Here is a 22765-nt window from a genome sequence, read left to right on the forward strand (position 1 = left end):
CGGGAGCAGGCGCGGCCGCCGGCGCAGCGACCGGCGGCGGACCGCGGGCCGGCGGGCCGGGTGGGCGTGTACGACGACCTCTACACGGGCCGGGCCGTGTCGACGAAGGCGGGCGTCGTGTCGGACGACGGCCTGCTCGACCTGCGGCTGCGGGACCCCGAGGAGCTCGGCGGCCCCGGCGGCGCGCCGAACCCCGAGCAGCTGCTCGCCGCGGCGTACGCGGCCTGCTTCCGCAGCTCGCTGGCCCTAGTGGCGGGGCGGCAGGGGGCCGACACCTCGGAGGCGACCGTCGAGGCCGCGGTCACCCTGCGCAAGCGGGGGGTGGCCGACGACTACGCGATCACTGCGGACGTCGTCGTACGGCTGCCGAACGTCAAGCCCGAGGTGGCCCAGCGGCTGGTGCGCCAGGCCCATCGGGAGTGCCCGTACTCCCGGGCCTTCGAGGAGGGCGCCGACGTGGCCGTCCGCGTCGGGTGACCCACCGGCTCTGGTCATCGCCGGCGATCCGGCCCATCCTTGGGACGGGGGTGACGGCATGCTCTACCGGATCCTGGCCGACACGATCACGGGCTGGGTGGAGGCGGACGCGCCGCGCGAGGACGCCGACCGGCCCTCGGGCACGGGGCTCCGCGGCGCGTGGGCGTCGGGCGGCCCGTGCGCCACGCTCGACGGGCTGCCTCTTCCGCCGCTGACGAACCGCCGCGTCCGGTTCTGGTACACCGAGGAAGGGTGGCGGGCGTACGGCCTGGCCCACTGCGCCGAACTGCGCGCGGCCGGTCACACGGTGCGGGTGATCCGCGCCAAGAACCCGTCAGGCTCCCGGGTCGCCTACCGGGACAGGTACCAGGTCGCCCTCCTTCCCCCGTCGTCCCGCAAGGGGTGAGGGCCGCCTCCCGGAGCCGTCCGATGGAACGATCCCGGACCCGGGTGCGCGGGCGGCGACCCCCGGGACCAGGATCGAAGGGATGCGCGCCTCTCGACTGATCTCCTTGGTTCTGCTGCTCCAGTCGCGCGGGACGATGACCGCGGCGGAGCTCGCGCGCGAGCTGGAGGTGTCGGACCGGACCGTCTACCGCGACGTCCTCGCCCTGTCGGCCGCGGGGATACCGGTGTACGCCGACCGAGGCAGGCGGGGCGGCTACCGCCTGATGGACGGGTACCGGACCCGGCTCACCGGCCTGAGCCGGGCCGAGGCCGAGGCACTGTTCCTGGCCGGGCTGGACGGGCCGGCCGGGCAGCTCGGCCTCGCCGACGTCGCCGCCTCGGCCCGGCTGAAGGTGATCGCCGCCCTGCCTCCCGGCCTGCGCGACGCCGCCGCGCGGACCGGGCGCCGGTTCCACCTCGACGTGCCCGGCTGGTTCGCCGACGCCGAGCCGCCGCCCCTGCTCGCGGCCCTGGCCGGGGCCGCGTGGGAGGATCGTACGGTACGGCTGCGCTACCGCCGACGCGAGGAGGTCGTCCGGACGGTCGAGCCGTACGGACTGGTCCTGAAGGCGGGGGTCTGGTACCTCGTCGGCCGTGTCGAGGGCGGCTACCGCACCTACCGGGTGGACCGGGTGGTCGCCGCCGACCCGGACGGGGGGACGTTCGCCCGCGACGACGCCTTCGACCTGCCCGCGTTCTGGGCCGAGACGGCGGCCGAGTTCGTGGAGTCGCTGCTGGCGGAGTCGGTCACGGTGCGGCTGAGCCCCACCGGTCTGCGGGCGCTGCGGTTCGTCGCCGAGCCGCCGGCCGTACGGCGGGCCCGCGAGGCGGCCGGGGAGCCGGACGGCGACGGCTGGGTCGTGACCCGCCTGCCGGTCGAGTCGCTGGAGGTCGCCTTCGGCCAGGTGCTGCGGCTCGGACCCGAGGTGGAGGTGCTCGACCCACCGTCGCTGCGCGCCCGGATGGCCGAGGCCGCCGGCCGCCTGTCCGTGATGTACGGCCCGGAGGGTCAGCGGTAGCCGGTGACGTCGGCGGGCCTGCCGGCGTCCTGCACCTCGACGAGGTAGCGCCAGGCGTCCGGCCGGCTGCCGTCCACGTCGGTGAACCCGTACACCTGGGCGAGCTGCCCACTCGACAGCGACCGCCCGTTCCAGCGGCCCACCTCGGGGTCGGCGGCCAGCGCCGCGACGGCCCGGCCCACGAAGGCGGGGGTCTCGGAGATCGCGAAGTGCGGCTGGGCGGCCAGGGCGTCCCGCCAGTTCGCCTCCGTCACGCCGAAGTGCTCCAGCATGATCTCCGAGCGGAGCCAGCCGGGCGTGAGCGACACGGCCGTCGCCCCGTACGGCGCGAGCTCCTTGGCCTGACTGAACGCCATCCGGTTCACGGAGACCTTGGCCAGGTCGTAGAAGAAGGAGACGCGGTAGTTGGCCGCGTTGTACTCGGCCGTTCCGTCGGTCACCTCCACGACGAGCCCGCCGGGCCGCCGGATGAGCAGCGGCAGCGCGAAGTGGCTCGTGATGATGTGCGTGTCCACGGCGAGCCGCAGGATCCGCAGTCCGTCGTCGAGGGAGTGCTCCCACAGGCGGTCGCTCCAGCTGAACAGCAGCTCGCCGCCCCAGATGTCGTTGACCAGCACGTCGAGCCGTCCCTGCTCGGCGTCGACGCGCTCGACCAGCGCGCGGACCTGGTCGGGGTCGAGGTGATCGGCGGGTACGGCGATTCCCCGGCCGCCTGCGGCCGTGACCAGCTCGGCCGTCTCCTCGATCGTCTCCGGGCGGTCCATCTCCGACCGCCGCTCCCGGGTGCTGCGCCCGGTCACGTAGACCGTGGCCCCCGCCGCGCCCAGCTCCACGGCGATGCCGCGGCCCGCTCCACGCGTTCCCCCGGCCACCAGCGCGACCTTTCCTGCCAGCGATGTCGTCATGCCGGCCATGCTGGCAGCGAAAACTGACAACCCGCGTCGGCTTTTCCTTTCGGGCTCGGCACGGGGGCTGCTGCGCGGTCAGGTGACGTCGCGGGCCTTGGGCGACCAGGTGTCGCAGGCACCGGGCCTCCCCGACGTGAACCCCTTCTCCAGCCACCGCAGCTGCGTCGCCAGACGCCCGTGGTCGCGCACCCACCGATCGGCGAGCGTGCCCTGGTAGTTGTAACGGAAGTTGCCCCACGCCGGGATCTCGTCCCGCATGGCGTGCAGCGCGACCCCGGCCAGGCACTCCGCCTGGAGTTCCAGACGCCTGGAGACCAGGTCCTTGGCCGCCCGGCTCTTCGCCAGGGACTTGGCCGTGTCCTCGTACTCCATGATGTCCGTGACCGTCTGGACGTGGTGCGCGTACTCGTGGGCGGCGACCTCCGCGGCCCTCGCCGTGTTCCAGAGGCTGCCCTCGGTGCTCTCCGGGAGGATGTAGTAGACGTGGTCGGCGCCGCAGTAGGTGCCGGTGGCGCCCTTGGCGGGCATACGGCCGCACTCGTCGTCCTTCACCCGCTTCTGGATGAAGCGCCTTTTCGGCGGGGAGTAGAGCCTGCCCATCCCGCGGAACTCCGCGCCCCACACCCGGTCGAGACAGGTCGAGACCGCCCCCAGGTACTTCTTCGTGGACGCCCATCCTCCTGTCATGCGGGGAAGGCGGCAGTCCGCCTTCGGCCGGGGCGCCTCGTACAGCGGGTTGTGCACGGCGACGTCGCGCGCCCCGCGATGGGCGGAGCCGGTCGAGGTCGGCGTGGGGCTCGGGCGATGGTAGACGAACGGCGTGGTGGGCCACGTCGACATCGACAGGAGGATGGGAGAGGGCGGCGGGTCCACGGAGCACGAGGTCACCAGCGCGAGGACGAGCAGCGGGAGCAGGCGGCGGCGCACGGCCGGAGCCTAGGCGTTTTTGATCACGAATCCGCGTATAGCGGGAACTGTCCCGACAACGAATCAGGTGACGTCCCCGGCCGTGGCCGACCAGGTGTCGCAGGCGCCGGGTTTCCCCGACCTGAACCCCTTCTCCAGCCACCGCAGCTGCGTGGCCAGGTGCCCGTGGTCGAGAACCCACTGCTGCGAAAGGGTGCCGCCGTAGTTCTCCCGGAACCTCTGCCAGGTCGGCAGGTCGTCCTTCATCGCGTTCAGCGCCACCCCCGCGAGGCACTCCGCCTGAAGCTCGAACCTCCTGCTGCTCAGGTGCGCCCCCTCGACCCCGGGTGTTCCCGCCGTCACCGGATCCGGGAAGCGGTCTATCTGGGACAGGCGCTGGATGTGGTGGCCGTACTCGTGCGCCACCACGGTGGTCATGAAGGCGATGGTCCCGGGATCGTCGGCGAGCCGGCCTACGTCGACGGAGAAGAGACCACCGGCGGCGCAGTATGTACCGGACGCGCCGTCGTGCGGCATGAGCCCGCACAACGGGTCCACCTGCGGGGCGCGGACGAACGTCCGGTTGGGTGCCCAGAAGGACACGCCGATGCGGTCGAACTCGGCCTTCCATGTGCGGTCGAGGCAGGCGGAGACGGCGTTCAGATACTTCTTGATGGACGCCCAGGTGGAGTCCCGGGTCCGGGAGAGCGGGCACGACACGGTCACTCGGGGCGCGGCGTAGAGCGGATTGTCCTGGGGGGACGCCCACGGCCGAGGCGTGACGTAGACCGTGTCGGACCAGCTGGGGATCCCGAGCGGCAAGGCGTCGGGCGGTGGGTCCTCGGCGCAGGAGGTCAGCAGGACGCCGGCGGCGACCAGAGGGAGGAGGAGGCGCACGGTCCGGGAGCGTAGACACATCCGGTCACGAACCGTGCACGGCGGACGGGCCCGCGCCGGGATGAGGCGCGGGCCCGCCCGCCGGTCATGTCACAGCTTCTTCCACAGGGCCGGGGTGTTCGGCGGCTCCCAGCCCACGAGAGCGGTGTGGGCCTGGAGGCACTGGTACTTCGCGCCGTTGTAGGTCACCTGGTCGCCCACCTTGTAGGCGGTGCCGGGCGCCCACGTGCCCGCGGGCGCGGTCACGGTCGGCGTGGGAGTGGGGGTCCGGGTGGGGGTCGGCGTCGGAGTCGGCGTCCGGGTCGGAGTCGGGGTCGGGGTGGGCGTCGGGGTGCCACCGCCGCCCACCTGGAGGTCGACGCAGGAGTAGAAGGCGTTGGCGGTGTCGGCGATGTTCCAGATCGCGAGGACCTTCTGCCGTCCGCTGTGGCCGCTCAGGCTCACCGTGTGGCTCACGGCGGCCCCGGGCTGCGCCCCGTGGTCGTCGAAGACCGCGACCCGGGTGCCGCCGATGTAGTACTCCCACGTGCTGGTGGCGTGGCGGGCGGTCAGGACCCAGGTGAAGGTGACCGTGCTGCCGACGCTCGTGGCCGGCCAGGCCTTGCTCTCGTCGTCGAGCTGGGCGAAGCGGGCGTTCCCGCCGCTGCAACTGCGCAGGCCCTTCGGGCCCTCGACGCTCTGCGGCTCGTAGACGATGTCGCCGCAGTTGGCGACGCGGCCCTGCGCGCACATGGCCTGGCGGCTCGGGGGCGAGTTGATGTACCCGTGCGCCTGAGCGGGCGAGGCGATGAACACCGCCGCGCCGATGGCGAGTACCGCTGACGCGATGAAGGTCAACGTCCTTCGCATGTGGTGCTCCTTTGCTGGGGGTGGCCCGAATATAAAAGAAAGTTTCTTAACAGTAAAGGCCCATATTCTGCCTTGTCAGAGCCACTGTCACGGGATGGATGCTGGCAGACGGCTTGCGACGTCGCGCGAAGGCCGCAGGAGACCCGTCGTCGTTTGGGCCCGCCCGGCCGGGTAGGCGCACCTTATGGGCAAGGGACGGATATTTCATGATCTGGCGGCAGGGGTAGCGGCGGGGGCGACCGGCACGACGGCCCTCAACGCGATCACCTATCTCGACATGGCCGTACGGGGACGGCCCGCGAGCGGACTCCCCGAGAAGACGGTGGACGCTCTGACCGAGCGTCTCCACGTCGGCCTGGGCCCGGATGAGGACGCCCGCAACCGCGAGCAGGGCCTCGGACCCATGCTCGGCATCCTGACCGGGATCGGCGTCGGTCTCGCGTACGGCCTGTTCCGCCACTCCGTACGACGGGTCAACGGGCCGGCCGCGGCCGCCGGGGTGGGGCTGGCGGCGGCCGTGGCGAGCAACCTCCCGATGACCTCGCTCGGGCTCACCGACCCCCGGACGTGGGGGATCGGCGGCTGGGTCTCCGACCTGATCCCCCACCTCGGGTACGGCGCGGCCACGGTGGCGGCCTTCGAGCTCATGCGCGCCGGTCGCTGACGGTCACGGCCAGGGATCGCCCCAGGCGGCGTCGCGGGCGGCCCGGTAGGCGTCCCCGTCGCGCCGGGACACGATCTCTTCGCGCAGGTCCCCGTCGCCACCGCACAGGCGCAGGCGGACCATGCCGTCGCGCTTGGCCGGGTGCCGCACGATCCGGTCGCCCACCGGAGTCCGCCGCTCCCGTGAGGCGACGACGTACGAGAACTTCTCGTCCTCGAACCCGAGCGACGCCCTCTTGATCCGCCGGTGCAGCGGAGTCCGCGGAAGTCGTACGGCGAAGTGGCACCAGTCCCCGCCCGGGACGATCGGGCAGGCGGCGTCGTGCGGGCACGGCGCGAGCGTCGTCATGCCGAGGGCGAGCAGCGTGTCCCGGGCAGCCGTGATCCGGGCGTGCCCGGCGGGCGTCCCGGGCTCGACGACGACCACCGTCCCCGCGCCGGCGGCGAACCGCCGGACGGCCCGATCACGCGCGTCAGGGGGAAGCTCCCCCAGCACGTACGCCATCGTGACAAGGTCCGCCGCACACGCTCCGGCGGCCGATCGCGGCCCGGATGCGGCGACCTCCGCGCGACGCGACGCCGAGGCGATGTCCGAACGGCGCGACGGCGAGCCGATGCCGGTGTGCCGCGACGGCGAGGCGATGTCGGACCGACGTGATCCTGACGCGATTTCCGAGCGGCCCGAAGCCGAGGCGAGGTCGGCGCGGTGCCAGGACGCTCCGCGGAGGGCGGCGGAGGCGGCGCCCGCCGCGAGCCGCCTTCCCGCCGCGATCACGGCCGGATCGCGCTCTGTGATCTCGATCGCCTCGATGCCCGGCCAGATCCCCGTCGCCGCCCAGGCCGCCGCACCCGTGCCGCCGCCGGCGTCGGCCAGGGTCCGCGGGAGGAACCCGGGCGCCGCCAGGGCCGCCTGCCGCATCGCCGCCGAGGCGGCGGCGTACGTGGCGGGCATCCGGTACGCCGCGTAGGCGGCCACGTCCACCGGTGAACGCATGACGGGGCCCGGTACGCCGCCGCGGTAGCGTCCGACGAGCCGCTCCACGGCCCGGGTCAGCTCCCGCTGGGAGAACCCGGCGAGCAGGGAGTCGAGGGCGTCGTTCAGGTCGCCGGGAAGGGAGATCATGCGCCTCCTCCCCCCGGAACCGCCGACGCCCGGCCGAGCGGGCGCCAGGCGACCGCGGCGATCACGAGCGTCACGGCCGCCGCCGCCCCGAACGGCGCGACGACGGTGAGCGACCGCGCCACCGACCCGCCGACCAGGGATCCGACGGCCGCCCCGCCGACCTGCAGCAGGGAGTACACGCTGCCGACCCGTCCGCGCAGGCGGTCGGGCACGGCCCGCTGGCAGGCGGTCGTCGCCACGACACCCCAGACCATCGTGTGGACGCCGAAGACGACGAGGATGGCGGCGGCCACGAGGGGCACCGTGGTCAGCGCGAGGGTGGCGTGGGTCGCGGCCTCCAGGAGGAGCCCGGCGCGCAGCAGGGCCGCCGCGCCGAAACGCGCCTGGAGGCGGGCGGCGATCCCCGTTCCGGCCAGGCCGCCCACGCCGAACGTGGTCAGCAGCAGGCCGTACCCGATGTCCGACAGCCCCAGCCGCTGACGGGCGTACAGGACGAAGACCGAGAAGGCGGCGCAGAACGCGATGTTCGCGACACCCATGCTCAGGGCCAGGGCCCGGAGCAGGCCGTCGTGCCACAGCGTCCGCAGCCCGTCGGCGATCTCGGCGGCCACGCCGTCCGCCCGCGGCTTGTCACCGGACGGATCGGGAGGCCGGGGCGGCGCGGGACGGACGGCCACGACCAGCGCGGCCGCCGCGACGAACGACAGCGCGTCGACCGCGAACGGCAGCGCCGGGGCGACCACGAACAGCCACGCGCCGAGTGGCTTGGCGGCGAACTGGTTGGCCAGCGTGAACGTGGCCATCAGCCGGGCGTTGGCCGCCGCCAGACGGCCGGGCGGCACGACGGCGGGCAGGAGCGCGCCGTACGCCGTGTCGGCGAGCGTCTCCCCCACTCCGAGCAGGAAGAAGGCGGCGTAGACAAGCCACACGCCGGCCGTGCCCGAGGCGACGGCCAGGGCCAGCACGCCGAGGGGAACGGCGCGCAGCAGGTTGACGGCGACGAGCAGCCGGCGGCGGTCGAGCCGGTCCACGTAAACGCCGCTGAACAGGGCGAACAGCAGCCAGGGAAGTTGCTGGGCGAAGGCGGCGCCGGCCACGTGGGCGGGGTCGCCGGTGAGCGAGGCGACGAGCAGCGGCCCGGCCGCCATCGTCACGCCGTCGCCCACGTTGGAGATCGCGGACGCGATCCAGAGCTTGCTGAAGTCCGCGCCGAGACGCGCGGAGGTGCGGGCACGCACAGGAGCTCCTCAGGAAGAAGTCGGCCATGAATCGGCGACCGCTTCGAGACGAGGAGCCCGCACCCTCGCGACGCGCCGCTGCCGCGGCCCGCACGCCTTCCGCCCACGACCGTCACGCCACCCGCTGACGCGCGCATGCCGCAGATTCCCGTAGGCATGCCGAGGCCCCACCCGGCGTCGGCGCGGGTGACGGTGGGTGACGGTGGGTGGCGGTGTTCGGCGATGCGCGCGGACCGCCCGTGCGCGGCCCGCGATCAAGCAGGCACACGCGGGATCAGGCTCGCGCGGGCACGTCGCGTGAGCGGGATCAGTGCCCGGTCAGCGCTGGGTGCGTCCTCGTGCCGAAGCGGCGACCTCGACCATGCCGTGGCGCATGCCGACCTCCTCCTGACCGATGGGGCAGGTGCCCGATGGGTACGGCGGCAGCCTAGCGGCGCGCCTCCTGCCGGTGCCCGCGATTTCCTCCGCGGACGGTTCCCGCGTGGCCGGATGCCTGATCCTGGGTCCGGACGTCCACGGCGGCAGCCTGAGGGTGGAGGGCAGCCCCCGCGGTGCCCGCCTGGTCCTCGGGCTCCCGCTCGCCGCGCCTGGATGCCGCCTGTTCCGGCGCCGCCCGCCCCGAGGCGCGCCCGTTCCGGCGCCGCACGCCTGAGACGACGCCGCCCCGCCGTACCCGGGTGCGGAGGTACGGCGGGGCGGCGGGGAGGTCAGGCCTTGGGCGGGGTCTGGTCCGTCCATGAGGCCTCGGTGGTGGCCTGCCAGATGATCGGCGTGCCGGGCTCGGCCCACGCGTACTGGCCGCGCGGTTCGACCGCGACGAACTGGTCGGTCAGCAGGGTGCCGGTGTCCGGGTCGATCAGGAGCTGACGCTCGAACCGGCCGGTGGGCCAGGTCTCGGTCCGCCCGACACCGGTCGCCGTACGGCCGAGGGCGTCCGTCACCTGGCCGAGGTTGCGGACCCCGCCGATCCCGGCGAGCACCTTGTACGCGGCGGCGCGGGTGGCGGGCTTCACCGGCATGTCCGCGATCAGCCCGGCGGTGACCTGGAAGAGCCACGAGTCGGCGTCCATCGGCGTGTCCGCCTCGGTGCCGTGGCCCTGGTAGCCCTTGAGCAGGTACGTCTTCAGGCCGTCGGGGGTCGTGGGGAGGGCGCGCAGCTCGGCCACCGAGACGTTGTGCCCGGCCAGGTCGAAGACGTCGCCCTTGTAGTCGATCCGGTCCCTCGACGGCTTGCCCGGGCGCGCCTCGATCGACAGGCTCATCCGCTTACTGCCCTTGTCGGCCTGGGTCGTCCAGCTCGTGGGCGAGCCGTCCTGCCGCCAGGCGTCCTCCTGCCCCTTGGCGGGCTTGGTGCCCATGTCCTGGGAGATCCAGTAGCTCGGCCGGTCGGGGGTGCTCGCCACCCAGAACTGGGAGCGGCCCAGGCTGTTCACGACGTACTTGACCTTGGTGCCCACCTGGTAGGCGTAACCCGACGACGTCTCGGTGTGCCAGTACGCCCCGCCGGCCGGCGACGCCTTGCGCGACGACTCCGCCGCGACCAGCAGGAGCTGCCTGGCGGACAGGTGGGCCACGGGGGTGGCGGTGCTCGTCGACGGGGCCGCCGCCGAGGGGGCGCGGGGGGTCGTGCCGCCGGTTCCGGTGACCGACACCGTCACGGCCACCGCCGTCGCGGCCGCCGCCCCCGCGAGGCTCAGCCCCCACACGGGCCGGACCGACGTGCGCCGCCGCGGCGCGGTCCGGGGCTGCGCCATGGCGTGCGCCAGCTCGCCGGCCCTGGTGTGCTGGTCGACCTGGGCGTCGTAGTACGCGGGGCGGGCCGCCCGCAGCTCGTCCATGGGGTTCATGACCACTCCTCGTTGAGGCTCCGCACCCGGGGGCGGGGCCGTGCGGCCGGCGCGGCCTCCATCGCCTGCGCCAGGCGCTTGCGCGCGCGGTGCAGCCGTACGCGGAAGGCGGCCTGCGAGCAGCCGACGACGCGGGCCGCGTCGCGCGGGGCGAGCCCCTGCCACGCGACGAGGATGAGGATCTCGCGCTCCTCCTCCGACAGCGTCGCGAGCGCCCGGACCACCGCCAGGTGCTCGGCCACGCGGTCGGCGTGGTCGCCCTCGGCCCAGGCCCGCAGCTCCCTCGACAGGGACTCCTGCTTGATCTCCGCGCGGATGTTGTCCCGCAGCACGTTGCGGGCCACTCCGAGCAGCCACGGCAGGGCCGGCTCAGGCACGTCGTCGAACCGCCGCCAGGCGATCGCGAACGTCTCGCTCACCACTTCGTCGGCGACCTGCCGGCCCGCGCGACTGACCACGTACGCCCATACGCGCTGGCGGCATTCGTCGTACATGGTGGTGAACCGATGAGAATCGTCCGTCACCGCCCGCCCCCTTCATCCCGGGTGTTGTTTCCGACAGGAGGAAGTGGTCCGGGACGCCCAAGTGTTACCGACGAATTCAGGTCGATTCGCCGGAGAGGGCTCTACCGGGGTGTCAGCGGAGGTCGTCGGCGTGGTCGGCCGCCCACTGGGCGAACGTGCGCGCGGGACGGCCGAGCACCTTCTCGACCGTGTCGATCACGTACGCCTCCTGCCCGACGGAGGCCCTCATCATCGCGAACAGCGAGTCCACGACCGGGGCGGGCACGCGCGTGAGCATCTGCTCCCTGGCCAGGTCCGGCGGAAGCTCCTCCACACGAAGGGGCCGGCCGATGGCCTCGCCCACGATGCGCACCTGGTCGCGGTGGGTCAGCGACTCGGGCCCGGTCATCGGGTACTTCGCGCCCGCGTGCCCGTCCTCCGTCAGTGCCCGGACGCCGACGGCGGCGATGTCGGCCTCGTGGATCGGCGCGGTCGCCGCGTCAGGGAACGCCAGCCGGACCACGTCTCCCGCCTTGACCTGCGCGGCCCACTGGTGGACGTTCGTCGCGAACGCCCCGGGCCGCAGGAAGGTCCACTCCAGCCCCGACGCCGCGACGGCGTTCTCGATCTCGGCGTGGTAGGCGCCGATCGGGTTCGACTGGACCTCGACGTCGTCCCGCACCGCGATCGAGGACAGCATGACGACCCGGCGGACGCCCGCGTCCAGAGCGGCCCGGACGAACGCGGACGCCGACCCGGGCACGGCGTACAGGAAGACGGCCTCGACACCGGCCAGCGCGGCGGGAAGGGTCTCCGGGGCGGACAGGTCGCCGCGGACGACCTCTGCGCCGGGCGGGAGCTTCGCACGCTCGGGGTGCCGGGTCAGAGCCCGCACGTCGTGCCCGGCCTCGACGAGCTCTGCGAGGACGTCGCCGCCCACATTGCCGGTGGCTCCGGTCACCAGGATCATGACATCCTCCCCGTACGGCCCGCATTGCGATGATCGTTCAGTCAGCCTAACCGGCACTCCCCCGATTCCGTCGCCGCGAATCATCCCGATCGGTCATCCGCCCCTCCCTCACCGGACGCCGCTCCCGAGGACATGCAGGAGGCGCCGCCGCTCGTCACCGGTGAGCGTGCCGAGCGGACGGCCCGCGCCGATGCCCGCCTCCGACAGGAGCGTCGCCACGCGCCCTCGCCCGTACCCGGGCAGCGCGTGGAGGGCCTGGCCGACCGGCGTCCGCCGCACCGACGCGTCGCCGCGCGCCAGGAGCTCCGCCAGGATGCTCCGTTCCGCCATGAGGGACGCCGGCCGGTCCGTGGGGGCGACCGCCCCGCCGAGGCGGGGGGAGGCGGGCGCCGCCCGCTCGTCGGCCCGGCGGATGAGCGCGCGGGCCGGGGAGCCCTCGGTCGTCTCGTCCGCGCCGGTCAGGCTCACGCCCGTCTGCTCCGGCTGGTACGGCGAGCCGAAGGCGCGGCTCTCGGCGGTCTGCGTCCCCTCGTGCCCCTGCTCGAGGCGGTGCGCGGACCCGATGAGGAGGCCGGCCCCGGCGGCGGCGGTGACGGCGAGCACGACCTGGCGGCGCGACAGCCGTCCGGACCGCTGGCCGCCGGCGGCGAGCCGGATGCCCACGATCGCCGTGCGCAGCAGCACCCCCATCACCACGCCCAGCAGGATCGGCACCACCTGGGCGGGCAGCGGCCGGAACGTGGCGGTCAGGACGCCGATCACCGGCCCGGCGCAGGAGGCCGCCAGCCACGGCGCGAGACGCTGGTCGGCCAGGTCGAGCAGGGCGGCGAGCGCCAGGCCCTCGCTGGCCGAGTGCACGGCCAGCGCGAGGACGACCACGACGGACGCCGTCAGGGCCAGCGTGGCGCCCTCGACGGCCCGGTGCAGGGTCAGCGCGGCGGCCGTGCCCATGCCGCCGAACAGCGCGGCGTCGACCGCCCGTCTCAGCCGCCGGTGGCGTCCGGGCGCGTGCTGCGGTCCCCGTGGCCGTTCGTGCTCGTCGGGGCAGGCGCACCCCTTTCGGGTGAAGTAGGCGACCACGAGGAACCCGGTGGACGCGGCGACGCCGAGCGCCCAGGTGGGCACCCCGGCCTCGGCCGCGTCGTCCAGCGCGTCGGGCAGCAGGTCGACCAGGGCCGTGACCAGCATCATCGCGGACGCGACCGCCAGCCACACGGTCACCCGCGCCGAGTAGCGGCGGGCGAGCCAGGCCCCGGCCAGCGTCGCGCAGCAGATCAGCAGCACGGCGGCCCACGCCCCCTGCCGTCCCGGCAGGCCGTCGAGCACGGGCCCGGGGAGCGGCCCGCCCGCGAGCCCTGTCAGCACCGCGCCCCCGGCCCGCCCGCCGGGCACCGGCCCGGCTGAGGCCAAGCCGTCCGCGAACCGGTGGAGCAGCGCACCCCCGGCCCGGCCGTCGAGGACCGCTCCAGCAGAGGCCAGGCCGTCCGCGAACCGGTGGAGCACCGCACCCCCGGGCCGGCCGTCGAGGACCGAACGGAACGGCCCGTCCGCGAGCCCGCGCAGCTCTCCGGTCCGCCCCTCGGGCACCGGCGCGAGGAGACCCGCGCACGCCGTCAGCGACACCATGTGCCAGTGCCTCCCGCCGTTCCGATCCGGTGCGTCCGGGCCGCCGCGGCGATGCCCGGGACCCGCGGGACGCCGGAGACGCCCCGATCTGGAGCCCTCATCCGTCCGCCTTCCCGTTCGCCCGGGTGCTGTCGAAGATCGCGATACCCACGTTCCCCTCGCCCGCGTCACCGGGCGGAGGCGGCGAGGACGCGCCGTCGGGCGGGGGCGCGTCACGGGCGCCGGACGCGCGAAGCTCCTCCAGCAGGGCCTCCAGGTGGTCGGGCTCGCCGTTGAGGCTCTCGCGCAACCGGCCGCCGAAGTCGTCGATGAACTCCTGCAGGTCGTCGATGCGCCGGTCCAGGGCCTCGCGCTGGGATTGCCGGACCTCCCGCTGCAGGGCGACCGCCCGTTCCAGCGACTCCCGTTCCAGTCCCTCGGCCTGCCGCCGGGCCTCGGCCAGGATCGCCTCGGCCTCCTGGCGTGCCAGCGTGACCACCCGTTCCGCCGCCTCGTGGGCGATCTCCACGACCCGGCCGGCGGTCGCGCTCTCCGTCCGAGCCTGCCGACCGGCCTGGACGGCGGCCCGGAGGCGGCCCCGCAGGTCTTCGTTGTCGTGCACCAGCGTGGTCAAGGTGATCTCCACCAGCCCGAGGAACGTGTCGACCTCCGCCAGGTCGTATCCCTCGCGCAGGCGGACCACGCTGAACACCTGGTTGCGCACGGCGGCCGGGCTCAGCAGTCCCAGCCGCAGGTGGGCGGAGTCGGCCTCCTCCGGATCCCTCAGCGTGTCGGGGGAGTCCGCGTACAACACCGCGGAGCCGTGACCATGCTCATGTCCGTCATGTCCGTCGCACATGCCGTACCTCACCGTTCTCACTTCGTCGCTTCACGCGGGCGGGGGCCCGCGGCGGAGGTCAGAGGCCGCAGGCGGCCCCCGCCCAGTCCAGGTAGGCGGACGTCCGGTCGGTCACGACGCGGGTCACGCCGTACCCGGCCAGCCGGCGCCAGGAGGCGGGATCGTCGGGGGTCCAGGCGTAGACCGGGACCCCGGCGGCCCGATAGGCCCGCACGCGGGCGGCCGAAAGGGTGTCGTGCCGGACGCTCACGAAGGCGTACCCCCGGGCCGTCGCGACCGGCGGCGGCGCCGTCGCGAGCAGCCCCTGCGGCGCCGGGATGGATCGCACGGCCCGCAGCGCCGCCGCCGAGAACGACATCAGGGGCGCCCAGCGGTACGCGCCGTACCGCCGGTAGTCGCCCTCGAGCGCCGCGAGGTCCCGGTGGTCGGGGACCTCCTTGAGCTCGACGAGCATCCGGGCGCCGCCGTCCCGCACCAGCGCCATGACCGCGGCCAGGGTCGGCGGACGCTGCCCCTCGTACGTCCTGAGCGTGCGGAAGCGCGCCAGGCTCATGCCGGAGACCCTGCCGCTGCCCGTGGTCGTACGGTCGACGGTCGCATCGTGCATCAGGACCGGCTCGTGGTCCCTGGTGAAGTGCACGTCGAGCTCGACCGTGTCGGCCCCCGCCTCCATGGCGGCCCGGAAGGCGTCGAGGGTGTTCTCCGTGCCCCCGGTCCGGTCGCCGCGATGGGCGACGACGCCCGGGGGCGCACACGTCCTCGCGGCGTGCCGGGCGAGGGCGCCGTCCAGGCCCTGGGCGTGTCCGACCAGCGTCAGGGACATCACCGAGACCACAGAGAGGCGCCACGGCAGGGCGCTCACCGGTCGAGGAGGCCGGCCCGGGCGACGTGAAGGAGTAAGGCATGCCGGGGGTCGCGAGCGCTCGAAGCGGGTAGGTGCCGGGCCGTGGCCGACATGCGTGTCACGGGCGTCTCCCTTCGGTGCCGCATCGTCCCGGCACGGCGGGCGCCGCGCGATCCTGCGGGATGCGATGCTCACGAAAAGTAGTTCCTCGATTACTCTTCGTTTACACACCTGCTCAAGCGGTCATGCATTCTTTGCCATTCCGAGCCCGAGGTCCCCCCAGCCGATGAGCGACTCCGTTGACAGGCCGACCGGCCCGCATAAACTTTCACATGTGAATAACCGTGCAAGTGTCATGGACGGGAGCGCCGACGCGTGCGCCCTGCCCGTGGTCGACGCCGCCCGGGTCGAGACCGTCCGCCGGACGCTGCCGTCCCGCGAGACGACCGAGGAGCTCGCCCAGATCTTCGGCCTGCTCGCCGACCCCGGCCGGCTGCGGCTGATCTCGGCGCTGCTGGAGGGTGGTGAGATGTGCGTCTGCGACCTGGCGGCCGCGACGGGCCACAGCATGTCGGCCGCGTCGCACGCGCTTCGCCTGCTGCGGGTTCACAATGTCGTGAAGGTCCGCAGGTCGGGCCGGCAGGCCTACTACCGGCTCGCGGACTCGCACGTACGGATGCTGTTCGACCTGGCGATCACCCACATCGGGCACGACGGGAGGGAGCGGGACGATGAGTGACCACGCGCATGTCCAGGACCCCGAGCGCGGCCCGGAGCCCGACCCCCGGGACGGCGAGGAGGCCGGCGCGCTGCCCGCGCAGGCGCCCGCGGAGGGCCGGGGCGACACCGAGCGAGGCCCTGAGCGAGGCCACAACCCGGATCAGGACCGGGACCACGACCGGGAGCACGATCCGGAGCAGGGCCGGGGCCACCACCGGGAGCACGATCCGGAGCAGGACCGGGACCACGACCCGGATCACGAGCCGGATGAGGGCCGGGCTGACGGCCACGGCCATGGGCACGGCAAGGGTCAGGGTCACGGGCATGGTCATGGGCACGCGATCGGCGCGGACACCGACCGGCGGCTCCTGACGGGCGCCCTCGCGCTGATCGTCGCCTTCATGGCGGCCGAGGTCGTCATGGGTCTGATCGCCCGTTCCCTTGCCCTCGTCTCCGACGCGGGCCACATGCTGACGGACGCCATCGCCATCGCCTTCGCGCTCGTCGCCATGCGGATCGCGGCCCGTCCGCCGCAGGGCGGCTTCACATACGGGCTGAAGCGGGCCGAGATCGTGTCGGCCCAGATCAACGGCATAACGCTGTTGCTGCTCAGCGCGTACTTCGTCTACGAGGGCGTCCGGCGGCTGATCTCACCGCCGGAGGTCGAGGGCGTGTACGTCGTGGCCACCGGCCTGGCGGGGATCGTCGTCAACCTCGCCGCGACGTGGCTGCTCAGCCGGGCCAACCGGGGCAGTCTCAACGTCGAGGGCGCCTTCCAGCACATTTTGAACGACCTGTACGCCTTCATCGCCACCACCGCGGCCGGCGCGGTCGTCTGGGCGACCGGCTGGGCCCGCGCCGACGCCGTCGCGGCACTGGTCGTCTCGGCGCTCATGCTCAAAGCGGGGTGGGGGCTGGTCCGCGACTCCGGCCGCGTCTTCATGGAGGCCGCCCCGGCGGGGATGAGCCCGGCGGAGATCGGCCGCAAGACGGCGGGGCTGGAGCACGTGGTCGAGGTGCACGACCTGCACATCTGGGAGGTCACGTCGGGCTATCCCGCGATGTCCGCGCACATCCTCGTCGCCCCCGGGGCGGACTGCCACGCCGTACGGCAGGCGGCGCAGCGGCTGGTGCACGACGAGTACGGGATCGACCACACCACGCTCCAGGTGGACCACGCGCCGCCCGAACTGCTGGCCATCGGCGAGCCGGCGCCCCACTGCGCCGACGCCCACGGCCCCGCCCACACGTCTCCCGAGCGGGTGAACGGCGCGCGCGCCGGCAGCGCGGCGGGCGGTCCCGAGCAGCCGATGGACGGCGAACGGGACACCTCCCTCTGCCCGGAGCGCCGCCGGATCCGGTTCTCCCGGCGCTGACAGCCCCGAGCTCCACGGCGGCGACGGCACCAGGGCGGCTATGTGTCGCCCTTGTTCGGGGGCCGAAGCTCCTTGTACATCTCCCCCGCACTGCTTCGTATCCAGGTCGCCGGGAGCGCACAGCAGCACGTCCAGGGCGAAATCGACGGTGTGCCGCCGGCCCTCCGAGGTGTAGTAGACGCGGACACCCTCGGCTCGTGCGGTGGTGTCGCCGGTCTTCCCGTACTGCAGGCCGAGCTCGGTGTGGAGGACGTCGTCCTCAGCATTACTGCAAACCGTGGTGATCGTGGGACTGTGGGCCGGGAAGCCGAGTTCGGTCAGGGGCTGCGTGGCGTTGCCGAGCATGGAGCGGGTACGGCTCTGCAGCCGGGACGAGAACGCCTGCAAGACGATGCCGCCACTCGGCCTGATCAAGGCGATTCGATCGATGGTGACCGAGCCGGGCCGATCAAGGCACATGACCCAGCCCGCGAGAGAATAGGGCCGGCGGGCGACCGTGTGGGGCAGCACGACACCGATCGAGACGTCCTCGTCCGCGTCGGGACTGTTGTTGAGATACAGGCGCGGGCCCTCACCCGCGCATCCGGAGCTCATGACCGCGGCCAGGGCGATCGGCAGGATGAGGCAAGCGAGGGCACGCATGGCAATCTCCTTGCCCTGATTCACGCGTCACCAGTACTTGGGGTCCGGCGATACGCGCGCCGGGGCCGGCCCAGCCCTCCAGTGAGTTGCCGTACAACCAGGCTGTGCACACCGGCCGGCGCTCGATGGGGCCGGCCACCCCCTAGCCGATGTCGCGAGCGGGCCCGGTACAGCGTGCGCGGCTCGTACTGCCACCAGCACCGGCGGATGCCAGCGCCGGCGGCGGAGTTCCGGTGACGGTCAGTGGTAGGCGTGGACGACCGCGTGTCCCCTGCCCCTGCCGATGACCCACTTGTTGACGGGCGTGGTGACGAGGAACGCCACCGCCAGCGACACGGCGAGCGAACCCCAGAACAGCCAGTCGGCCAGGCCCGCGTTCATCGCGCCGGGGATGGCGACGACGACCGTGTTGTCCACGATCTCCATGACGAGGATCGACAGCGTGTCGGCGGCCACCGCCAGGCGGACCGCCGTGCGCCAGTCGACCCCCGCCCGGCGCAGGCCGCGCAGCGTGAGCGCGTAGCCGAAGAAGAACGCCAGCACGATGGCGAGCACCACGGACGGGGCGTTCCCCCAGCCCAGGGTCGTCGCGATCACCATGCCGAGGACCTCGCCGATCGCACAGCCCGTCAGGCAGTGCAGCGTCGCCGCCGCCGCGACCCCCCACGTCGCCGAGTGCCCATCGTGCCCAGCATGCCCGCCCAGGCCGTGCCCACCGTGCCCGCCGGGACCATACCCACCATGGACGCCATGCCCACCATGGACGCCTGGGCCGTGCTCGCCGTGTCCCCCGGCGCCGTGCCCGTCGTGCCCGGCCGTGCCGTGCCCGCCGGGGGCGTGGGCCGCGTGCTCGGCATGCCCGGCCCGGCGGGCGTGGTCGGCGCCACCGGGGGCCGGGTGCTCGTCGTGACCGTCCTGATCGTGAGTGGCCCGGGCGTCGTGACCGGGTCGCCTGAAATCCGACATCATCGCCTCCTCGGTCCGACTATATACCCCCCGCCCGTATATTGCGCCGCCGCTCCCACCGCTCGTTTGCCCCCTGACCTCACGGGTATCAGGCGGCCATGTTCGTGCCGTCAGACCTGGATGTCCTGGTCCCGACCCGGGACCGGTCCGGCGCGCTGGCCGTCACGCTCTCAGGCCTGGCGGCCCAGACGGCGTCCGGGTTCCGCGTGGTCGTGTCCGACCAGTCGCCGGCCGCGGTGAGCGGGGACGGCCTGGTCACGGCCGCCGCCCGCATCCTCGAACACCGGGGGTGCCCGGTCACCCTGGTCCATCACGTGCCGCCGCGCGGGATGGCCGAGCAGCGGGCGTTCCTGCTCCGGCACGCCGAGCGGCGCCTGGTCCTCTACCTCGACGACGACGTGTGGCTGGAGCCCGAGGCGATCGAGGTCCTGCTGGCCGCCATCGGCCGGCTCCGCTGCGGGTTCGTCGGCTTCGGCCTGCACGGCCTGTCGTACCGCGACGACGTCCGTCCCCACGAGCTCACGCCGTACGAGGAGTGGACGGACGGGGTGCGGCCCGAGCGCGTGCGGCGCGGGACCGCGGCGTGGCGCCGTCACACCCTGCACAACGCCTCGAACCTCCTGCATCTCGACGAGCGGACGAGCCCGGCGACGCACGGCGGGGGCGCCAAACCGCCCTGGCGGCCGTACAAGGTGGCCTGGATCGGCGGATGCGTGCTCTACGACCGGCCGCGGCTCGTGGAGTGCGGCGGCTTCGACTTCTGGACCGGCGTGCCGCCGCACCACGCGGGCGAGGACGTGGTCGCGCAACTGCGGGTCATGGAGAGGTACGGCGGGGCCGGGCTGCTGCCGAGCCGGGCCTACCACCTCGAACTCCCCACGACCGTCGCGGACCGCCGGGCCGAGTGCTACGACTATGTGATCGACGCGTCATGAGCGGCGGAGTGGGCCCGACCCTCGACGGGGTGCGGCGCATCGCCGTGCTGCGCGCGAACGCGCTGGGCGACCTGGTGCTCGCGATGCCCGCGCTGGACGCGATCCACCACGCGTACCCGGAGGCGCGGATCACGCTGCTCGGCCTCGACTGGCACGCCCGCTTCCTGGACGGCCGGCCGGGCCCGGTGGACGACGTGGTCGCGCTGCCGCCGATCACGGGCGTGTCCACAGCGGAGAGCGGGCACGCGGCCCCGGAGAGCCTGTTCGACGAGCTGCGCGCGCGCCGCTTCGACCTCGCGGTGCAGATCCACGGCGGCGGGCGCTACTCGAACCCCTTCCTCCTCGGGCTCGGCGCCCGGATGACGGCCGGGCTTCGCACGCCGGACGCCGCCACGCTCGACCTGTGGGTGCCGTACGTGTACTACCACCACGAGACGCTGCGCTACCTGGAGGTGGCCGCCCTGGTCGGGGGGTTCACCGAGGACGTCGAGCCGCGCGTCGCGGTCACGCCGGCCGACCGGGCGGAGCTGAGCCGTGCGTTCGGCGAGCCGCCACCCGGCCTCGTCGCGCTCCACCCGGGCGCGAGCGACCCCCGGCGGCGGTGGCCCGCCAAGGACTTCGCGGCCCTCGCCGATCGCCTGGGGCGGCCCGTGGTGATCACCGGTGTCGAGCGGGAGCGCGACCTGGTCGAGGAGGTGGCGGCGGCCATGAGCCGGCCCGCCGTCCTGGCCGTGGACACCCTCACCCTGGGCGGTCTCGCCGCCCTGTACGAGCGGTGCTCCCTGGTCGTCTCCAACGACACCGGGCCCCGGCACCTCGCCGCCGCCGTCGGCGCCCCGACCATCGGGATCTACTGGTGCGGCAACCTGATCAACGCCGGGCCGCTGACCAGGTCCAGGCACCGGCCGCTGGTGTCCTGGACGCAGGCCTGCCCGGTGTGCGGGACGAGCGGCCTCGACCTCACCCTCGAACGGTGCCCGCACGACGCCTCCTGGGTGGCCGGGGTCACCGTGGACGAGGCCGCCGAGCAGGCCGAGGACCTGCTCGCCCAGTGCCGTTGAGCCGTACGGGCCGTGGGGGTCGCGGCGTGGCCCCGCCGTGACCTGGCGGCGGCACACTCCTGTCCGTCGGCGGGGGCGACCCGCGTCCGCCGGACGACGGCGAGAGGACGGCATGTGAGAGACGGCGTCTGCCCGAAGTGCTCTTCGACGGCCATCATGCAGGGCGTGGAGGTGCGCGACCGGGGCGAGCACAACCCCCAGCCCCTGCGGGTGCACGTCACCGAGCCTGAACCGGCCAAGCACGGCTTCATCTGGTTCCAGGGCGGGTCGGACGGCGTGGTGCGCGCCTGGATCTGCGCCTCCTGCGGCTACACCGAGCTCTACACGGACAACCTGGCCGCGCTCTACGAGAGCTACCGCAAGACCCTGGGCTGAACCCCCGCGATAGCATGATCCGCGTGAGGAGCGAGCCGTACGTCGAGGTCCGTCCCATGCGCGACGCGGACGCCGACGTCGTTCTGGCCATCTACCAGGCCGGCCTCGACTCGGGTGACGCCAGCTTCGAGACGGCAGCGCCCGACTGGGCGACGTTCGCGGCCGGCAAGCTGCCCGGTCTCCGCTTCGTCGCCGTGGACGGGGCCACCGGCCGCATCGCCGGCTGGATCGCCGCCTCCCGCGTGTCCTCACGCGTGGTGTATGAGGGCGTGGTCGAGCACAGCGTCTACACCGACCCGGCGTACCGGCGCCGCGGCGTCGCCCGCGCCCTGCTGGAGGCGTTCATCGCGGCCAGCGAGGCCGCCGGGATCTGGACCATCCAGAGCGGGATCTTCCCGGAGAACGTCCCCAGCCTGCGCCTGCACGAGTCCCTCGGCTTCCGGGTCGTCGGGACGCGCGAGCGCATCGGCCGCCACCACGGGGTGTGGCGCGACGTCGTCCTCATGGAGCGGCGCAGCCCCGCCGTCTGAGGTGGGCGCACGGGCGGGCGGAGCCGTCCAGGCGAGACGGCGGAACACACGAACGAGCCACGTAACGCGCGGGCGGGCGGAGCCGCACGGGCGGGCGCACTACTCCCTGAGGTGGAGGGCGGCGGGCGCGTGCGCCCGGGGTGGTAGATCGGATGGCCTTCCCCCGCGCGACGACGCGGGAGGCCCTCCACGGGCACGATCGAGGCGTCGCCGGAACACCGGCGGGCGCACGGCCGAGGCGTCCTCCGTACTCCCCCGGTGGTAGGCGACGTGTCGCTGGGCGGCGGACGACGACGGCCCCGTCGGTCGGAGACCATCGCCGTGGCAGGTCACCGCACAGCGCCAGTGGGCCCTCGCGGGGGCCGGGTCACGGTCGCCGGGTCCCGGCGCGTCTGCGGCCGTCCTCGTCCCTCCGTATCCGATCCCCATCGAAGGGAGTCCCGCCGTGCGCAAGCTGTACGCCGTTCTCGCGGGCGTCCTGTTGGCCGCCACCGTGGCGCAGATGTACTTCGCGGCCGTCGGCGCGTTCGACAAACCGCAGGACGACGGCTCGTTCGCCCTGCACAGCATGACCGGCATGCTGGTCATCCCGGTCCTGACGCTGCTGGTCACGGCCGCCGCCGCGGCGGCCCGCGCGCCCGGCCGGCTGATCGGGCTGAGCGTGCTCCCGCTCGGCCTGATCGTCGTCCAGGTGCTGATCGTCGTCCTCGGCCGCGCGTTCGACGACGGCGCGGGGAACTCGACCCCGGTTGCCCTCGCCATCCTGGGCCTCCACGCGCTCAACGGCATGGCCGTCATGGGTGTGTCCGCGGCGGTCTTCCGGCAGGCCCGGCGGCTCGCAGCCGGCACGGCCGGCACGGCCGCGGGCGCCCCCGAGGGGTCGGCGGTGCGGGCCTCGTGACCACGGACCGGCTCATGGCGCTCGACCTGCTCGTCGCGGTCCTCACGGCGGCGGCCTGGACGGGCGCGGGGGCGGCGGCGGCCGCCCGGCGTCCGCGCGTGGCG

Annotated in this window: 24 protein-coding genes; 11 read left to right on the forward strand and 13 right to left on the reverse strand. The window is 73.8% G+C overall.

Annotated features, from left to right (window positions below; translation table 11 throughout):
* The 3 genes from MPTA5024_RS36415 to MPTA5024_RS36425 all read left to right on the forward strand — a co-directional run.
* On the forward strand, positions 1–477 hold a 477-nt coding region (locus MPTA5024_RS36415), incomplete at its 5' end, for an Ohr family peroxiredoxin (protein ID WP_198167609.1).
* Positions 478–535: 58 nt separating this feature from the next.
* Positions 536–883, forward strand: a complete 348-nt coding sequence (locus MPTA5024_RS36420; RefSeq protein ID WP_036332629.1) for a hypothetical protein — start codon at positions 536–538, stop codon at positions 881–883.
* Positions 884–965: 82 nt separating this feature from the next.
* Complete coding sequence (locus MPTA5024_RS36425; RefSeq protein ID WP_036332631.1) at positions 966–1943, forward strand: helix-turn-helix transcriptional regulator; 978 nt, start codon at positions 966–968, stop codon at positions 1941–1943.
* Here the strand turns inward: MPTA5024_RS36425 and MPTA5024_RS36430 are convergent.
* From MPTA5024_RS36430 to MPTA5024_RS36445, 4 genes are all read right to left on the reverse strand, one after another.
* Positions 1934–2848 (reverse strand): SDR family oxidoreductase, encoded by a 915-nt coding sequence (locus tag MPTA5024_RS36430; protein ID WP_084370310.1) that lies wholly within the window; start codon positions 2846–2848, stop codon positions 1934–1936. The genes MPTA5024_RS36425 and MPTA5024_RS36430 overlap by 10 nt on opposite strands.
* 78 nt (positions 2849–2926) lie before the next feature.
* Positions 2927–3778, reverse strand: a complete 852-nt coding sequence (locus MPTA5024_RS36435; protein WP_051459105.1) for a neutral zinc metallopeptidase — start codon at positions 3776–3778, stop codon at positions 2927–2929.
* A gap of 63 nt (positions 3779–3841) precedes the next feature.
* On the reverse strand, positions 3842–4654 hold the full coding sequence (locus MPTA5024_RS36440; protein WP_036332636.1) for a neutral zinc metallopeptidase: 813 nt from the start codon (positions 4652–4654) through the stop codon (positions 3842–3844).
* A gap of 90 nt (positions 4655–4744) precedes the next feature.
* Complete coding sequence (locus MPTA5024_RS36445) at positions 4745–5503, reverse strand: lytic polysaccharide monooxygenase (RefSeq protein WP_036332637.1); 759 nt, start codon at positions 5501–5503, stop codon at positions 4745–4747.
* Between the two features lie 184 nt (positions 5504–5687).
* On the opposite strand from MPTA5024_RS36445, the gene MPTA5024_RS36450 reads away from it, so the two are divergent.
* Positions 5688–6167 (forward strand): hypothetical protein, encoded by a 480-nt coding sequence (locus MPTA5024_RS36450; RefSeq protein WP_036332639.1) that lies wholly within the window; start codon positions 5688–5690, stop codon positions 6165–6167.
* A 3-nt stretch (positions 6168–6170) separates the two neighbouring features.
* Here the strand turns inward: MPTA5024_RS36450 and MPTA5024_RS36455 are convergent, their stop codons facing one another.
* The 8 genes from MPTA5024_RS36455 to MPTA5024_RS36490 all read right to left on the reverse strand — a co-directional run bounded on the left by MPTA5024_RS36455 (position 6171) and on the right by MPTA5024_RS36490 (position 15134).
* On the reverse strand, positions 6171–7289 hold the full coding sequence (locus tag MPTA5024_RS36455; protein ID WP_198167610.1) for a small ribosomal subunit Rsm22 family protein: 1119 nt from the start codon (positions 7287–7289) through the stop codon (positions 6171–6173).
* Positions 7286–8527 carry an MFS transporter gene (locus MPTA5024_RS36460; protein ID WP_036332641.1) on the reverse strand — a complete coding sequence of 414 codons (1242 nt, stop codon included), beginning with the start codon at positions 8525–8527 and terminating at the stop codon, positions 7286–7288. Before MPTA5024_RS36460 ends, MPTA5024_RS36455 begins: the two co-directional genes overlap by 4 nt.
* 707 nt (positions 8528–9234) lie before the next feature.
* Positions 9235–10374 carry a CU044_5270 family protein gene (locus tag MPTA5024_RS41640; protein ID WP_036332642.1) on the reverse strand — a complete coding sequence of 380 codons (1140 nt, stop codon included), beginning with the start codon at positions 10372–10374 and terminating at the stop codon, positions 9235–9237.
* On the reverse strand, positions 10371–10898 hold the full coding sequence (locus MPTA5024_RS36470; RefSeq protein ID WP_036332643.1) for an RNA polymerase sigma factor: 528 nt from the start codon (positions 10896–10898) through the stop codon (positions 10371–10373). Before MPTA5024_RS36470 ends, MPTA5024_RS41640 begins: the two co-directional genes overlap by 4 nt.
* 112 nt (positions 10899–11010) lie before the next feature.
* Positions 11011–11847, reverse strand: a complete 837-nt coding sequence (locus MPTA5024_RS36475) for an NAD(P)H-binding protein (protein ID WP_036332644.1) — start codon at positions 11845–11847, stop codon at positions 11011–11013.
* A 108-nt stretch (positions 11848–11955) separates the two neighbouring features.
* Positions 11956–13473: a hypothetical protein gene (locus tag MPTA5024_RS36480; RefSeq protein WP_051459107.1), complete on the reverse strand. Its 1518-nt coding sequence runs from the start codon at positions 13471–13473 to the stop codon at positions 11956–11958.
* A 97-nt stretch (positions 13474–13570) separates the two neighbouring features.
* On the reverse strand, positions 13571–14266 hold the full coding sequence (locus MPTA5024_RS36485; RefSeq protein WP_198167611.1) for a DivIVA domain-containing protein: 696 nt from the start codon (positions 14264–14266) through the stop codon (positions 13571–13573).
* 103 nt (positions 14267–14369) lie between these two features.
* Positions 14370–15134 carry a glycerophosphodiester phosphodiesterase gene (locus MPTA5024_RS36490; RefSeq protein WP_157099918.1) on the reverse strand — a complete coding sequence of 255 codons (765 nt, stop codon included), beginning with the start codon at positions 15132–15134 and terminating at the stop codon, positions 14370–14372.
* Between the two features lie 355 nt (positions 15135–15489).
* Here MPTA5024_RS36490 and MPTA5024_RS36495 point away from each other — a divergent pair, with 355 nt between their 5' ends.
* Both MPTA5024_RS36495 and MPTA5024_RS40445 read left to right on the forward strand, forming a co-directional pair.
* Entirely contained in the window at positions 15490–15894 is a 405-nt protein-coding gene (locus MPTA5024_RS36495) for an ArsR/SmtB family transcription factor (protein WP_232326797.1), read from the forward strand.
* Complete coding sequence (locus MPTA5024_RS40445) at positions 15887–17251, forward strand: cation diffusion facilitator family transporter (protein WP_084370281.1); 1365 nt, start codon at positions 15887–15889, stop codon at positions 17249–17251. The genes MPTA5024_RS36495 and MPTA5024_RS40445 overlap by 8 nt, the downstream gene beginning before the upstream one ends.
* A gap of 882 nt (positions 17252–18133) precedes the next feature.
* Here the strand turns inward: MPTA5024_RS40445 and MPTA5024_RS40450 are convergent.
* Positions 18134–18859, reverse strand: a complete 726-nt coding sequence (locus MPTA5024_RS40450; RefSeq protein ID WP_084370312.1) for a DUF4396 domain-containing protein — start codon at positions 18857–18859, stop codon at positions 18134–18136.
* Between the two features lie 98 nt (positions 18860–18957).
* Here MPTA5024_RS40450 and MPTA5024_RS36510 point away from each other — a divergent pair, with 98 nt between their 5' ends.
* The 5 genes from MPTA5024_RS36510 to MPTA5024_RS36530 all read left to right on the forward strand — a co-directional run bounded on the left by MPTA5024_RS36510 (position 18958) and on the right by MPTA5024_RS36530 (position 22661).
* The gene (locus tag MPTA5024_RS36510; protein ID WP_036332652.1) at positions 18958–19794 is read left to right on the forward strand and encodes a glycosyltransferase family 2 protein; all 837 of its coding nucleotides are present in this window, start codon (positions 18958–18960) and stop codon (positions 19792–19794) included.
* Positions 19791–20855, forward strand: coding sequence for a glycosyltransferase family 9 protein (locus MPTA5024_RS36515; RefSeq protein ID WP_036332654.1), 1065 nt, complete (start codon positions 19791–19793; stop codon positions 20853–20855). The genes MPTA5024_RS36510 and MPTA5024_RS36515 overlap by 4 nt, the downstream gene beginning before the upstream one ends.
* A gap of 165 nt (positions 20856–21020) precedes the next feature.
* The gene (locus MPTA5024_RS36520; protein WP_157099919.1) at positions 21021–21230 is read left to right on the forward strand and encodes a hypothetical protein; all 210 of its coding nucleotides are present in this window, start codon (positions 21021–21023) and stop codon (positions 21228–21230) included.
* A 23-nt stretch (positions 21231–21253) separates the two neighbouring features.
* Positions 21254–21760, forward strand: coding sequence for a GNAT family N-acetyltransferase (locus MPTA5024_RS36525; RefSeq protein ID WP_232326798.1), 507 nt, complete (start codon positions 21254–21256; stop codon positions 21758–21760).
* A gap of 445 nt (positions 21761–22205) precedes the next feature.
* Positions 22206–22661 (forward strand): DUF6220 domain-containing protein, encoded by a 456-nt coding sequence (locus tag MPTA5024_RS36530; RefSeq protein ID WP_036332661.1) that lies wholly within the window; start codon positions 22206–22208, stop codon positions 22659–22661.
* The last annotated feature ends 104 nt before the right edge of the window (positions 22662–22765 follow it).

Source organism: Microbispora sp. ATCC PTA-5024 (assembly GCF_000511135.2).
Taxonomy (GTDB): Bacteria; Actinomycetota; Actinomycetes; order Streptosporangiales; family Streptosporangiaceae; genus Microbispora; species Microbispora corallina.

Coding starts and splice junctions, on each gene's coding strand:
- MPTA5024_RS36420 (WP_036332629.1), top strand. CDS start 536: ATGCTCTACCGGATCCTGGCCGACACGATCACGGGCTGGGTGGAGGCG.
- MPTA5024_RS36425 (WP_036332631.1), top strand. CDS start 966: ATGCGCGCCTCTCGACTGATCTCCTTGGTTCTGCTGCTCCAGTCGCGC.
- MPTA5024_RS36430 (WP_084370310.1), bottom strand. CDS start 2,848: ATGACGACATCGCTGGCAGGAAAGGTCGCGCTGGTGGCCGGGGGAACG.
- MPTA5024_RS36445 (WP_036332637.1), bottom strand. CDS start 5,503: ATGCGAAGGACGTTGACCTTCATCGCGTCAGCGGTACTCGCCATCGGC.
- MPTA5024_RS36450 (WP_036332639.1), top strand. CDS start 5,688: ATGGGCAAGGGACGGATATTTCATGATCTGGCGGCAGGGGTAGCGGCG.
- MPTA5024_RS36455 (WP_198167610.1), bottom strand. CDS start 7,289: ATGATCTCCCTTCCCGGCGACCTGAACGACGCCCTCGACTCCCTGCTC.
- MPTA5024_RS41640 (WP_036332642.1), bottom strand. CDS start 10,374: ATGAACCCCATGGACGAGCTGCGGGCGGCCCGCCCCGCGTACTACGAC.
- MPTA5024_RS36475 (WP_036332644.1), bottom strand. CDS start 11,847: ATGATCCTGGTGACCGGAGCCACCGGCAATGTGGGCGGCGACGTCCTC.
- MPTA5024_RS36480 (WP_051459107.1), bottom strand. CDS start 13,473: ATGGTGTCGCTGACGGCGTGCGCGGGTCTCCTCGCGCCGGTGCCCGAG.
- MPTA5024_RS36490 (WP_157099918.1), bottom strand. CDS start 15,134: ATGTCCCTGACGCTGGTCGGACACGCCCAGGGCCTGGACGGCGCCCTC.
- MPTA5024_RS40445 (WP_084370281.1), top strand. CDS start 15,887: ATGAGTGACCACGCGCATGTCCAGGACCCCGAGCGCGGCCCGGAGCCC.
- MPTA5024_RS40450 (WP_084370312.1), bottom strand. CDS start 18,859: ATGTCGGATTTCAGGCGACCCGGTCACGACGCCCGGGCCACTCACGAT.
- MPTA5024_RS36510 (WP_036332652.1), top strand. CDS start 18,958: ATGTTCGTGCCGTCAGACCTGGATGTCCTGGTCCCGACCCGGGACCGG.
- MPTA5024_RS36515 (WP_036332654.1), top strand. CDS start 19,791: ATGAGCGGCGGAGTGGGCCCGACCCTCGACGGGGTGCGGCGCATCGCC.